Origin of the sequence: uncultured Gimesia sp. (genome assembly GCF_963976445.1) — a bacterium.
In the GTDB taxonomy this organism is placed as follows: Bacteria; Planctomycetota; Planctomycetia; order Planctomycetales; family Planctomycetaceae; genus Gimesia.
The window spans coordinates 1-14,199 of the sequence record NZ_CAXBKP010000002.1; the positions used below are offsets into that span (position 1 = coordinate 1).

A 14,199-nucleotide genomic window follows, 5' to 3' on the forward strand; every position below is an offset into this window, starting at 1 on the left:
CGTGGGTTACAATGATTTTCTAAAGTAAGTGCCATTAGGCGCTAGCCACCGTTTTTGAACCAACATCCCGGCACAACACCGGCAGCAAACGTTTCTAACACATTCAGAAGTAGGGGGCGACCCATGTGTCGCCCCGCCTGACGATGATCGACCATAGGAAACCGATCGAATGGAACCAACTTCACCATGCAAACGCGGGCTCTGTCATCAACGCGAACCCTGCGGGTCGTCACATGGGACGACCCCTACGCTGGAGTTGGCTCGTTTGCTGTTTCAAAACAGCTTGAATCTGCTCCACCAGCTGTTTCTCCGGAACATTCACCGCCAGAAATTTCCGCTGCGGCCCCAGCAGAAAAAAGGCCGGCGTTTTGGTCACGCCGAATTCTTTTGCCGAATTCAATTCTTCCAGGTTGAATCCCCCCTGTGTCTGGTGGATCCACTTCCCGTCACTGTAAAAGGCATTCCCATCGAGGCGTTTCTGCCGCTTGCAATACGCGATCCACTTTTCATAGTCCTGATCAACGCATTGACTGACCATGATGAAATCGGGCTGATCCAGAAACCGGCGGCGGATCTGTCTCAACTTCTGGTTGAGCCGTTCATGGTCGGGATCATCCAGCGACCAGAAGATCAACAGAATCGTTTTGCCCCGAAACGATTTCCCATAATCATAAGCCTCACCCCCGGCATGATACCCCCAGAACTCAGGAGCGGGATCGCCGACTTTAAACACAGCCCCCTGCTCCTCTGCGCTTGTCTGGGACAGAGAAGCAAGCATGACACCACACAGGATGAGAAGATGAAAGTGTTTCATTAGGGACCTCTAGGAGAAGCCAAGCCTGTTCCTCAATTATTTAGAATTGCATCTAATGATACTGTATGAATGTGGTGGTGCAATGGTGTCGACTGGGGTATATTCGGTAATGAAGAAAAAATGATTTGTCGGCACCCATTTGAAAAAAGCGTCAATCTGCTGTCCCCGAATCGATATTTTGAAAGTAACAGTCCCGAATGACTTCCCCTGCTCCTGAATATAAAGACGACCCAACCGCAACTTATCGGGGTTATCGGCGTCAAGCATTGTATTGTTTATTTCGCCTTTTTGATGACGGCTTACCTGAAAATTATGTAATCCATCCTGAGGGAAACGAAGATCTGGAAATTTTAGATCCAAGTGGGAATCCGATCGAAGTTGTCCAAGTAAAGGACTATTCAAGACCTTTAACTGCATCCTCTCTCGAACCACCCTTTTATAAACGCATTAAAAAATACTGCGTACCTGAGTCAAAAGTCGATGTAAAAATAGTTTCATTTGGAGATGTGGGACCAGAGTTGGCGAAAGCCTTTGACAACGAACAGGAAACTCCGAAGCGTACCTTGGATACACTTACTAAAGATAGGAATGACACTGATTCAAAGGGGAATAAGAAAACCATATCAGGAGTCAGTGAAGAAGAAGCTATCTCAATATTTAGTCACGTTGAAATAGTAAAAGTTGACGAAGAACATTTAAAGAAACAAGTTTTAGAGAAACTTAAAACAACGATTACCTGTGGTGATCCAGCTATCGCTTTTGATGCGTTGATGTGGTGGTTGAAAATCGCTTCGGAGCAGCAGCAGAAATTGGATCGCCTTAAAACAGTTGACCAACTGAATCAAATTGGTCGCTTTATTGATCATCGAGCTGCGCATGAGCACGAATGGAATATCTCGATCAAACCAATTGAATATTCCACTTCTGATCGATCAGAAGAGGGAAAGCTGAGGAGCGAATTCTTTCAAGGGGGCCGTGTTCGACCGAGGCATATTGCTGCCAATCTCGATGTTCCACGTACAGAAGCACTTCAAGAAATCAATAAGTTATTTCAACAAGAAAATGTTGTGATACTAAGAGCTGCTTCTGGGCAAGGGAAAACAACTCTTGCTTATCGATATTTGCTGGAATGGGCTCCAGACAATTTTCGCTACGAAATTCTACAAGCAGCTGATTTACAACATGCTCGTCGCATGTCTGCAGCGATCAAGGGACATACTGAAGCTATAGATGTTCCGACTGTTGTATATCTTGATGTCCGCCCTGGAGATAATCTGTGGGTAGAATTTGTCCGTGAATTGTCAGATGTGTCAAGTCTTCGAATTCTTGTAACGATCCGGGAAGAAGACTGGTTTCGTTCACGTGTTACGAAAGATCAATTTTCTTTTTCTGACTATTCAGTGGTGTTTGATGAAACCACGGGACGTGAGATGTTTCGTGCTTTAAAATCAAGCGGTTTTGGAGAGACACTACTTGATTTTACTGAAGCCTGGTCAAAATTAGGGGAGCGAAAGACTCTTTTCGAGTTTGTCTATTTGACGACTCAGAATGAACAATTGTCAGACAGGATTAAGGCACAGATTTCATTACTGAAAGATCAGGTGAATAATGGATCTCTGGGAGAAGGTGAATTAAAGCTGTTGCGTCTTGTTGCAATCGCTTCGGCATACGAATCACGTATTAAGCTTAAGGAGCTAGTTGAAAGCGTTGGGATTCCTGAGCCGACTAGAACGTTGGAACGATTTAGCAATGAGTATCTACTTCGAACTTCAGATGACGGGCAATTTGTTGAAGGCTTTCATGCCATACGTAGCGAAATCATTTCTGCTGAATTAACCGATGCTGTACTTCAATCGAGAGGAGAGATTGAAGAAAAAGTAATCCCATTGTTAGTAGAGGATGATTTAGAAAGTTTTGTACTCTGCTCTTTTTCGCGAAATCCACTTTCAGCAGATAACATCGCTAAGTCACTTGGTGGTATCTCTCTTCAAACTTGGTCAGGTGCGAGGGGAATGTTTACTGCATTAAAGTGGCTTGGTTTAAAGAGATATGTAGATGAAAATGCAATACTGATTCAAAACATGCGAGAAATATATGGCGGTGGGTGGTGCCTTATCTTGGATTGGGATTTGGCACAAGTTTATGGGAATGATGGTATTGGTTTTTTAGAAATATTTCGTCATATATCTAAGGACATGAAATTCACAGCAGACTCAGCGAAAAAAATACAAGAATTACAGACAGATAAAGACGACGTGTTCGTTTATGTTTCAAGCTGGATGAAAGACTTTATTGTTCCAGATAGTGAACTATTTACCATAAAAGAGCTTATGGCTTTGGCGGAAGTCTTGTTTTGGCTGGGACATTTAAAGTTGATAAAAGAACCGATTCAAGGTTGGTTCTATGAAGAAATTATTACTAAAGCATGGAATGTCCTCCCAATACATTTATTTGCTGATTTTGCGTACGCAATTAGAACATTTCAACCAGAGACGTATTCGCATTGGCTAAAAAAGAATAACAATGAAGTGCGGCTTCGACTTCGTAAAATATTGTCTATCATTGCTTTAGTAGAAGAAGATGACTGCCTTGTTACTCACTTTATTATTGATGGTATCGATAGAAAAACTTCAGAAATACGTTCGTATGAGGATGTTGCAAGTATAAACGAATTGGCTGTTGAACGCGTCGAAGTAATTTCTAGATGCTTGCCGGGATTTACAAAGTACAGCACATTCGGTTATGGACATCAAATGTCGCTGACTGAGGATATGTATGATGAATCAACAAAAGCTATTCCTGTTGAAAATATTATGAAGCCATGGTTACCAGAATTTAATGCATTAGCCCAAGGAGTTGTTGATTTAAGATTCAGACCTAAATCTTGGGGTAGGTATTTCGAGGAAGTTCGAAATATGAGAGTAAGGGTTCTTACTGCATTTCAGGATTTGCGAAAGTCAGTAGCGAATATAGTTACTCGCAAAGAAGCTGCTTTAAGAGATCTTAAAGAATGGGACGAATGTAGGCGCATGGTCAACTCTCAATTGTACTTGCCTTGTATTGCTGTAGATGAATGGGGGTATGTTACAGAATCAAGTCCTCCCAATTCCCTAAATGGAGATAGAAGTAGAAAGTTTAGTGCGATATCAACGCTTGAGCCACTGATTAATGCTATCAGTGAATACAAGAGAACTGTTGACAATTTTATGAAACAGGCAATTCAAGCACTCGTATTAGTTCCACCTTTACGTTCTGCTACAAATCAAACCACGAGAAACTCTATTATTGAAGAGGCCAAAAAACACAACATTGAAGAGGGTTCAATCAGACTTTCAGTATATAACGGAATTGATGCATGTACTGCAGTTGAAGAGGTACATGGTATTGAAAAACTGATGTCGGAAAGTATCAACGAAATTGGGATTTATGAACTGAATCGAAAAGTAGAATTGCGCGAATTTCTCGAAACTATGAGAGTATGGTGTATCTTCTGCTATCCGGAGCAAATCCTTCCCAGACAAAAACAGGCGAATAAACAAGCTGGGAGAAAAAAGAAGAAAAAAATAGAATTGAGAGATTCTCTGAAAAGTACTGAAAACCGAATTAAAGACGCTTTGACAAGATTGAAATCAAAGGGGATAGAAGCTCAGATTCTTACAGATCAAGTTCGATGGGATCAAGACTCAGCGTTATGGATCGTTTTTAATACACAGCATCCGTTGGGTACATTTGCTGCGATAGAGCATATTTGGCATTCATTTGTTGATAGCTTCAAACCAGATATACACAAAATCGTCAAAATTAAAGCAGTCGAATATTATTGGAAGAAAATTGTACTTATCCCTTTGGTGAAAGGACGAAGCTTGGAAAAGCAAGCTTTTCCGAATATCAGTGGTGTGACTTTTATGGTGGATGATGACCCAGAGCAAAAAAATAGGGGATTCACCCCCGAGCCAATACCGGTAACTGCTTGGGACCAATTAAATTTACAATATTGGGAGAAAGAGCAAGAATGGGAAGTGTTTCAAGAATTCAGTACCGCTTACAGTGCGTTGTACTATCATGTAAGTCATATTGCTGACTTTTCACGTTGTTCGGTTGATTTAGATGAAGCCGGTGGGAAAATATTACAGGATTATATAAGAATCGAAGAGAAACGCACGAAACCTTTTTTTCAAGCGACATTTGATACCAGTGTTCGACTATTGGCTGAACTTCCAGAATTGAACGTGTCAATGATTTTGGATCGACCGGATATTTGGGAGTGTAAGAAACTCTTAGTTGCTATGAAAGATGCAATCTACCCATGCGAGGACTACAGTCAAGAAGCTAATTTATCCTTTGGTGAAATAGTTAGTTGGCGTGAAAGAATTCAGGAAGGATTTGTACTTTTAAACGTGGCGCGTTGTCTTTTCATTGCTGATTTACTTGGACTAGATAGCTTTGATTTTACACAGGTTGAGTAGGCGATATGGCTGCTAATACTTTGTTAGCAGTCTACTCCACCACACTCGTCATCGGCCCTACGGCCGCTGTTGTGCTATGCCCCAGCGGGTATTTCTTGAGCAGCATTTGAATGTCGTCTAAGCTGATACCGTTTAACAACTCCAGGTCGTCTTCGACCGAGTAATACTTCTGGCGGTAGACCCAGTTGCCGCCTAAGGATGAGAGGCGGCCCATGGGGCGTTCGCTTCGCAGTACTAACCTTGAAGCGAGTTTGTTTTTGGCGCGGTCGAGTTCTTCCTGCGTGATGCCATTCTCGTTGACGTCGTTGTAAATTTCCTGGATCAGTTGCAGGTTGCTTTCGGTTAACTCGGGATCGGAACAGAGGTAGGTGAGCCAGGTGCCGCTGCCGTCGTATTCGTTGAAGCCGATCTCGGCGGATTCGGCGAGGCCCGGATCGACCAGCTTCCAGTACATCCGGCTGTTGGAATCGTCGCCGATCACGACGGATAGGATCTCGGCGGGCAGGCGGAGCAGGTCTTCTGCTGCCGGGGCCGGGCCGAGTTGCATGATGTGCTGCTGCTGGATCTTTTTCTCGATGATGGTCTGTACGCCGGTCTGCGGTTGGGCCTCGTCGGTCGGGCGTTCGCTTTGGCCGGCGGGCCAGTGTTTGCAGAACTTGTCGGCCAGTTCGAGGACTGTAGCCCAGTCGGCATTACCGGCGATGGCCAGCGTCAGGTTGCCGGCCAGATAATGTTTGGCGTGATAATCGCGCATCTGTTCGGACGTCAGATCGGTAATCGACTGCACCGAACCGAGAATGCTCTGACCCAGTGGATGCCCTTTGAAGTGGGCCTGCATCACTTTTTCGTAAGCGGTGAAACTATGGAGATCGTCGTACATGCCAATCTCTTCGAGGATGACTTTCTTCTCCATGTCAAAATCTTCCTGCCTTAAGCTGGGGTAGATCAGGGTGGAGAGGAGCTCCATCGCGGTATCGATGTATTCCGGCAGGAAGGAGCCGTAAAACAGGGTGATCTCTTCGCTGGTGGAGGCGTTGTAGTTGGCGCCGATCTCGTCGAAGATGCGGTTCACATCGTCGGCCGTGTATTTTTCGTTGCCTTTGAAGGCCATGTGTTCGAGGAAGTGGCTGACGCCGGATACCTCGGATGTTTCATCACGGGAACCGGTGCGAACAAAGTAGCCCAGCGCGAGACTGTGCGCGTTGGGGTTGAGTTCGGCGATGATCTGCAGTCCGTTGTCTAATTTAGCTTCATGAAATATCACTGGGAACCTCTAAGGGTTGGGGGCCGATCGTTAAGACGGTGAAATTCGCTGCGGGGTGGGCGTGGATATAGCCGAGCACCCGCTCGATGGTGAGTTGCTGAATTTCTTCGTTGATCTGGTCGAGTGTGGTAATGTGTTTCAGATAGAACCAGTCGCGGGCAATCGAACCGGCGCGGGACGACGTTGATTCCTGCGACATGATCAGCGAACTTTTGGCGCGGGCTTTACAGCGTTCGAGTTCGGATTCTTCAATGCCTTCACCCAGACGGCTCAGTTCGTGCAGCGTGACGTCGAGTGTTTCCTGGGCACGTTCGGATGTGGTGCCGGCGTAACACAGGACGCGGCCCAAGCCGGGCATGCCGGTCAATGAGGCGGAGACGGTGTAACACAGGCCGCGTTTTTCGCGGACTTCGGTAAAGAGTCGCGAACTCATGCCGCCACTCAGGATGCCGACGGCGGCCCAGGCAGCGTAATAGTCGGGATGCCCATAGGGGACGGCGTCGTAAGCGATGCCGAGATGGGATTGTGTGGTTTCCTGTTCGGTGAAAAACTGTTTTTCGGTATCGAATACAAGTGCCGGCTCTTCCCTGCCCTCACTCGGTTGCCAGTCACCGAAGATGTCTTCGATGAGTTGCTTAATCTGTTCGAAGTCGATATTGCCGGCGACGCCGATGATGGTATCGTCGGGATGAAAGGATGTCTGGTAATGCTGCTGGACATCCTCAATGGTGATGAGTCCGAGCTGTTCCAGTTCGCCGTCGCTGGGGAGTCCCCAGGGGGCCGGGAAGGAATGGCGTTTGAGTTCGACGAGGGCTTTCTGCCGGGCATCGTCTTCGACAGAGAGCAAAGATTGTGCGACGCCTGCGCGGGAGGCGTCGAACTGATTTTCGGGTAAGTGCGGCGCACGGAGAATGAGTGCGTAGAGTTTTAATGTTTCCGTAAGGTTATCTGCCAGCGTGGCGCCACTGAAGGAGATGTGGGCACCGGAGATGCCTTCGTGCCTCTGGACTCCCAGGTCATCCAGGGCACAGGAGAGCTGTTCGCTGTTGTAAGGGCCTGCGCCGCGGGAGATGAGATCGGAGAGGATACTGGCGGTGCCGCGACGGTCGGCGGGATCGTAAATGCTGCCGCTGGGGACCAGAATGGAAAACGCAGCCGATTTGACATCGACCATCGATTCTGTGACCAGCGTCAGACCGTTCGGGAACCGATGCGTTTGAATCAGTTGTTTACCCATGCGGGGTGCAACCTTCCTGCTTGTTGTGTGATTTCTTAAAGGACAGCGTCGCACTGGCGGAATGCCCGCATGATGCTGATGACGGACGGATACTGCCGGCTGACAGGCCGCCTGTGAAAGACTCGATTCTAAAGACTATTCAGGCGATCTTAGCGATTGAAGAAGTGAATTGAAAGTTTGATTCACAAAGAAGGTGCTTCAATATAATGACTGGGTTTGTAGAGGGTGCGCGTGAGGCGGAAGCCGAGAGATCGGTAGAGATTGATGGCAGGTTCATTGTCTGCGGTGACTTCGAGGTACGCGCGTTTGACGCCGGCTTCGCGAAAGCCGATCAGGCATTTGGTGACGAGTGCCCTGCCCAGCCCGATGCCGCGGTGTTTGGGGGTGATGCCGACGTTCTGAATGGCGCCCATGATGCGACTGGGGACGATGGCCTGAATGGTGCCACAATCGACGGCGTCTTCATTGCCTGTGCCATCCCAGGTGATGAGCCAGGTACCCGAGGAGAGGAAATTGCGCTGGCTGGAGATGTCGTGCATCAGTTTGCGACAGCCATCAATGTCTCCCAGGCAGGGAAAAACGCGTGCATCCATTTCAGAGCGGAAGCTGTGGTATTTGGCGATCGCGTGTCGATCGACGGTGGAGAGTTCCCAGGGAGACCATCGATAACCGCTCGGGAGTGGTGCGTCTTCGAGGCGCGCCGTCGTCAGCTCGATTTCCATTCGAAATCTACGAAAATAAGTGTCGCTGAAATCCATGAGAGTCTCGCAGAAAACGAGGAGCCGAACAGAAACGGGGCGAAAAGTAGAATACTTAATTTTACCACACTCTATACTACTGTCAATTGGGAGAGCGGTTTTGCATGGGAATCGGCCTGTTTTCTTTGGGAGCGGGCCTGTCGTGTGCGATGTGCACGATTCGAGCAGTGCACTCAATTTGCTTAAAATACAGGTTAAAGCCAGTCCGGGGGGAAAAGTCCGGATTTGACTTTCTTTCTGGGCGAATTTATTCAAGATGCGGGGGGATGTGTGGGAAAACCGGAGTATTGTGAGCTTCTGAAATTGCTGTGGTTTCGCTTAGTTGAAAAAACGGTCAAAAGTTCTAGAATGAAATCAGAGTTTGAGTACATGTTTCCCGGTGAACATGGAATTTTCCCCGCCACTATTCCTTCCCTGTTTGGAGTGAGTCTCACGTGACCGATAACAGTAACCTTGACGAATTGGTAAAACAGAACCAGGAAGCACTCGATGCTCATACTCGGGAGCACGTTCAGTGGCACTTCAATCCGGAAACCGGATCTCCCTACTGGCTGGAAAAAGCCAAGTCGTTCGACTTCAATCCGTTGACCGATGTGAACTGTTTCGAAGACTTAAATAAGTTCCCGCTGTTTGAAGATGACGAACTGCGTGGCGGGCCCGTTGATCGCTGGATTCCCAAAGCGTTGTTAGGCAAGCCGACGTATGTATTTGAAACGGGTGGTACGACGGGGATTCCCAAGTCGCGCGTGGTGATTGACGATTTCCGGATCGACTATGAAAATTTCAGCGACACCCTGCCCGATGAATCGTTTCCGAAAGGTTCGAACTGGCTGATGCTGGGGCCTTCCGGTCCACGTCGTCTGCGGTTGGCTGTGGAGCATATGGCACAACATCGGGGCGGAATTTCCTTCTGCGTTGACCTTGATCCTCGCTGGGTGGTCAAGTTGATCAAGAGAGGGAAGATCGACGAAGTTAAAGAATATAGTGCGCATGTGATTGATCAGGCGATGGCCATTTTAGGAGCCGGCCATGAGATCAAGTGTATGTTTACGACGCCGAAACTGCTCGAGGCGCTCGCCATGCGGTTGATGGACGAAGGTTCGAGCATTGAAGAAGCCGGCATCAAAGGCATTTTCTGTGGCGGGACTGAATTCACGCAGCAATGGTATCGTTTTGCCCGCGAAGAACTGCTGGGCGAGAACGTTTACATTACCCCCACTTATGGAAACACCCTGATGGGGCTGGCCTGTGGTCGCCCTTTTGATCCGGCAGACGATTATAAAATTACGTATTACGCCCCGCAGCCTCGTGCTGTGATTCGTGTTGTCGAGTTTGATGATCACACGAAAGTCGTCGGCTATGGTGAGACGGGGCGCGTGAAGTTGTTTACGATGACCAAGGAATTGTTTATTCCCGGCTTCCTCGAAAGAGACGAAGGCGAACGCGAAGTGCCGCACATGAAATATCCGTGGGATGGTGTGAGTGGCGTGCGTCCGTTCCATGAAATTGCCGCTTCGACCACCGTGGGCGTTTATTAATCGACCGATGATACCAGCGGGTTGCTTACCGGACAAAACAAGCCGGTAAGCTCTCGTTAGCCCGCTTGATTTAACGAAATTATGATCCATTTTGCCTTGATGCGAGTTCAGAGTTTGAATCGCATTCGCTTGATAAAGGAACACTGCCGTGTTGGAAATACCTGTCATTCGCTGGGGGAAACCTTACGAAAGTTTTGATCAACAGGAAGTCGTTCATTTTGAAACGGGCGAGCCATTGGCGAAGGTGCATCAGGCGAATGCCGGCCTGGTTAAAATGGATATGCGAAAAGCACAACGGGCTCGTGATCTGCTGCGAGAGATTCCGATTTCGAAGCTGCTGGAGATCTGCAAAAAAGCAGCCGACCTGTATATGACGGCGGAACTGCCGCTGGGCAACGGGACGCAGACTCCCGAAGAATTCTGCCGGATTCAGTCGGCCAGTACCGGGATGCCGGAATGGATGTGTGCGGGCAACATGAAAAAAGTGGCATTCGTGCTGGAGAATATGGAGTCGATTCTCGATTCATTAACCCGCGGGCTGCCTCTGGATATTCTCACCAAGGGTTACGGCAAAGAAGAACGCGGCGTGATGATGAGCTATCAGGCCCATTCACCCGTGCTGGGGCTGGTGCTGCCTTCGAACTCCCCCGGCGTGCATACGCTGTGGATGCCGATCCTGCCGATGCAGATTGGTCTGGTGTTAAAGCCGGGTTCCTCGGAACCTTGGACGCCTTACCGGATGACCGAAGCGTTTTGTCAGGCGGGAATTCCTCGCGAATGTATCTCTGTTTATCCGGGGCCGCACGATGTCGGTGCGACGGTGACAGAACTGTGTGGGCGTGTGATGTTGTTCGGCGGCCAGCAGACGATTGACAAATACAAAGGCAATCCGAACGTGCAGGCACATGGTCCTGGTTTCAGTAAGATTCTGATCGGCGACGATGTTGTGGATCAATGGGAAGACCATCTGGATCTGCTGGTCGACAGTATTTTCCAGAACGGCGGCCGCAGCTGTATTAACGCTTCCGGTGTCTGGGCATCGCGTCATACTGAAGCGATTGCCGATGCGATTGCGAAACGAATTGGTCCCGCGGGGCCGACTTCGATGACCGATCCCGAAGCGCCCCTGGCGGCGTTTACGATGACGGGTGCTGCTAAAGCGATGAACGGTCAGATTGAAGAGGGACTGAAAGAGTCCGGCGTGACGGAAGTGACCGCGAAGTATCGAGACGGCGAGCGATTGATTGAGCTCGAACGTTGTGATTATCTGCGGCCGACGATCGTGCATTGTGCCAGTACCGATCCAACTCTGGCGAATACGGAATACATGTTCCCGATGGCGTCGGTGGTGCAATGCGAGCAGAAGGACATGTTGAAGAAGATTGGTCCGACACTGGTTTGTACGGCGATCACGAACGATGAAGCGTGGTCGCAGCAGTTGCTCGATGCAACGCAGATCGATCGGCTGAATATCGGGCCGATCAAGACCAACTCTTTGAATTGGCTGCAGCCACACGAAGGGAATATTGTTGAATTCCTGTTTCGTGCGCGTGCATTTCAGAATGAATCACCGGCCGCTCATTGAGCCGGTGATTGTTGGCTCGCTCGTGCAATCAAGCCGATTGTGCGAGCGGTTCGCGAGAGTCTTCCCGGATATGATTTGCCAGGGCTTCGGGTGAATCCGAGAGCATCCAGTCAACGATGCGCCAGTCTGACCAGCGTTGGTCGGGGTCGGATGATGGGGCACCGATGAAGCCGAGGTGACCGCCGTGCTTCGTGAGATGCAGGGTTACTTTGCTGTGATTAGACAAGTGATCTCGAATTTCGGAATAGGTGTCGGCGGGAACCAGCGGGTCATCCTGCGAGGTGATGATCAATGTGGGGACATCAATGTGCGTGACAACTTCCGCGGGACTGCACTGGGAGTAATAGTCTTCGGCCGATTCGTATCCGACAAGTGGCGCTGTAAACTGATCATCAAAGTCGCGCATGTTACGGGGATAATTTTCTCCCGAGACTTTGTGCGTGTGTTCATTCAAATGGTGTGAGGTACGGATATGTTTCGTCAGATTGCTGATGAAGTGTCGCTGGTAATGTCCGAAGAGCGGCTTGCCGAACATTTGGACGCTTTCGGATAATCTGACCGGTGGATTGAGCACGAATGCCCGGTCGACCATATCGGAAACAGCATTCGGTCGGCCAAGATAATTCAGGGTAATTGTGCCGCCCAGCGAGAAGCCGGCGATGCCGATTGGAGAGCCGGGACATAAAAACTCAACGCGTTCCAATGCGACTTGTAAATCGAGAAAGCTACCTGCGTGATACGGGGACTTTGCCAAGCCGGTCCCTGCTCCGCAGCCGCGAAGATCCATGCGAAAGACGCGGACGCCTCTTTCGTTCAGTTTGTGTGTCAGGCGGATCATGTAGGAACTGCGATGACAGCCTGAGAGGCCGTGTAGCAGAATGACAACGCGGTCACCCGGTTTCCAACTGCCGGGGCAATCGTCGTGAATGATTAACAAATCGTTATCAGGCAGGCGAAGACTATGCTGCTCTGCCTGGTAGGGGACTTTGATACGAGAGTGAAACTGTCCCACAATCGTCTGTAGATGTGCATTCCGATAAAATCGATGCGGAATGAACGGCGGAAAAACAAGATCACTCTTCATTAAGTTCTGTCCTGCAGAACGTTCTCTATATCAACTGATTAAACAAAGGCGGCAGTAGTGGGCTTAATTGTTAAATCAGAAACATGAGCACGAGGGGGTAGCTGTGAAATCATCATAACGGCAGCAGCAACATCTTCTGGTTGCAGAATTTGAGCGCGGTGTTCTTTGCTGACGGGTACGGGACGATCATCCAGAATGGGGGTTTCGACTTCACCCGGATAGATGGTGGAAATACGAATGCCACGATCTTTTTCTTCTTGAGCGACGGTCGTTCCGAGTGCAGTCATCGCAAACTTTGAAGCATTATAGGCGACTCCGCCTAACAGGGCTGCGCGAATTCCAGAAATCGAGCAGATATTAATAATCAGGCCGTCTTTCCGCTCTCGCATCTGAGGTAAAACCGCCTGCATGCAATTGAAAGCACCAGTGGCGTTGACATTCATCAGGCGGTCCCAGTCTTCCGGGGTGACGTCTTCCATGGAACGGTCACGACAGTTAATGCCTGCACAGTGGACGAGAATATCGATGTGCCCTGCTGTGGCACTGGCCCAGTTGAAGAAGGTCGCAACGCTTTCGCGGTCTGCGACATCCAGCACGTGAAAGGCAATTTTGCCTTCGGCCTGTGCGGAGAGTTTTTCAAGCGGTTCGAGGCGTCTGCCACCAATAATGACATTGGCGCCTGCCTGAGCAAGGTTTAAGGCACAGGCAGCTCCGATACCGGTCCCTCCCCCGGTGATCACCACGTTTTTATTCTCTAATCCCGACATGAATGTGTTTCTCTATCTGTTGTCCGTAATTTGGGTTATGCATTATTTGTGAGCGAGTATAAGGCTTACCCAGATTTTACGAAATAGAGAAAAGAAAGGAAATGATGTTCTTGCAGAAATGACGTTGAAAATCAGACTTCTTTTTCCGGTGTTTGTTCAGGTTTTCTACGAGGGGGGGCGAGAAAATAAGTGATCAGCACCAGCAGGCCGAATAAGGAGTAGCAGAGGGTGAAGACCCATGGTTTCGCAGTCATAAATAGTGCGTCATGAACTAAGGTGGCGATAAAGTCGCCTTGATAGCTGGCCTGCCCTGCTTTACTACGCAGCCATTTTTCGAGTGTGGTTAACGGGCAGATGACTCCCGTGAGCGATTCCGCCACGACGAACAGGATCGAGACCAGATGGATCACGCGGAACTTGAAATTCCGGACCCAGTTCCAGCCAGCCAGTACACCAATGGTGATCAGAATCTGGCCTAATAAGACGAACAGCACGAATACGAAATGAATCACCACGGTCGCGTCCGCACCCAGGCGATAGAGAAATTGTGTGTCGTGGAAATTCATTCCCGGGTCCGGTTGTGTTGTGTTGTGTTGTGTTGGGTAATGTGAATTGAGGCAGAATTGTGATTGTCGAGGAAGTCGCTTACTTCTCTACCGTTTTAGAGTCTTCGAAAAGGGAGAATA

10 protein-coding genes are annotated in these 14,199 nt (G+C 48.9%); 3 read left to right on the forward strand and 7 right to left on the reverse strand.

Going from position 1 to position 14,199, the window contains the following annotated elements; all coding sequences use genetic code 11:
• Positions 1-229: 229 nt before the first annotated feature.
• The gene (locus tag AAC022_RS02510) at positions 230-814 is read right to left on the reverse strand and encodes a thioredoxin-like domain-containing protein (protein WP_339727654.1); all 585 of its coding nucleotides are present in this window, start codon (positions 812-814) and stop codon (positions 230-232) included.
• A 197-nt stretch (positions 815-1,011) separates the two neighbouring features.
• On the opposite strand from AAC022_RS02510, the gene AAC022_RS02515 reads away from it, so the two are divergent.
• The gene (locus AAC022_RS02515; RefSeq protein WP_339727656.1) at positions 1,012-5,280 is read left to right on the forward strand and encodes a hypothetical protein; all 4,269 of its coding nucleotides are present in this window, start codon (positions 1,012-1,014) and stop codon (positions 5,278-5,280) included.
• Positions 5,281-5,311: 31 nt separating this feature from the next.
• Here the strand turns inward: AAC022_RS02515 and AAC022_RS02520 are convergent, their stop codons facing one another.
• From AAC022_RS02520 to AAC022_RS02530, 3 genes are all read right to left on the reverse strand, one after another.
• Positions 5,312-6,544: a pitrilysin family protein gene (locus AAC022_RS02520; protein WP_339727658.1), complete on the reverse strand. Its 1,233-nt coding sequence runs from the start codon at positions 6,542-6,544 to the stop codon at positions 5,312-5,314.
• A complete protein-coding gene (locus AAC022_RS02525) occupies positions 6,531-7,781 on the reverse strand; it encodes a pitrilysin family protein (protein WP_339727660.1) in 1,251 nt (416 codons plus the stop codon). The genes AAC022_RS02520 and AAC022_RS02525 overlap by 14 nt, the downstream gene beginning before the upstream one ends.
• Before the next feature lie 182 nt (positions 7,782-7,963).
• On the reverse strand, positions 7,964-8,503 hold the full coding sequence (locus AAC022_RS02530; protein ID WP_339727662.1) for a GNAT family N-acetyltransferase: 540 nt from the start codon (positions 8,501-8,503) through the stop codon (positions 7,964-7,966).
• A 470-nt stretch (positions 8,504-8,973) separates the two neighbouring features.
• Between AAC022_RS02530 and AAC022_RS02535 the strand changes: the two genes are divergently transcribed.
• On the forward strand, positions 8,974-10,077 hold the full coding sequence (locus tag AAC022_RS02535) for a hypothetical protein (RefSeq protein WP_339727664.1): 1,104 nt from the start codon (positions 8,974-8,976) through the stop codon (positions 10,075-10,077).
• A gap of 148 nt (positions 10,078-10,225) precedes the next feature.
• Positions 10,226-11,662 (forward strand): aldehyde dehydrogenase family protein, encoded by a 1,437-nt coding sequence (locus AAC022_RS02540; protein ID WP_339727667.1) that lies wholly within the window; start codon positions 10,226-10,228, stop codon positions 11,660-11,662.
• A 28-nt stretch (positions 11,663-11,690) separates the two neighbouring features.
• Here the strand turns inward: AAC022_RS02540 and AAC022_RS02545 are convergent, their stop codons facing one another.
• The 3 genes from AAC022_RS02545 to AAC022_RS02555 form a co-directional block, all read right to left on the reverse strand.
• The gene (locus AAC022_RS02545; RefSeq protein ID WP_339727669.1) at positions 11,691-12,746 is read right to left on the reverse strand and encodes an alpha/beta fold hydrolase; all 1,056 of its coding nucleotides are present in this window, start codon (positions 12,744-12,746) and stop codon (positions 11,691-11,693) included.
• Between the two features lie 38 nt (positions 12,747-12,784).
• The gene (locus AAC022_RS02550; RefSeq protein WP_339727671.1) at positions 12,785-13,513 is read right to left on the reverse strand and encodes an SDR family oxidoreductase; all 729 of its coding nucleotides are present in this window, start codon (positions 13,511-13,513) and stop codon (positions 12,785-12,787) included.
• A 131-nt stretch (positions 13,514-13,644) separates the two neighbouring features.
• Entirely contained in the window at positions 13,645-14,079 is a 435-nt protein-coding gene (locus AAC022_RS02555; RefSeq protein WP_339727673.1) for a DUF2784 domain-containing protein, read from the reverse strand.
• Positions 14,080-14,199: the final 120 nt, after the last annotated feature.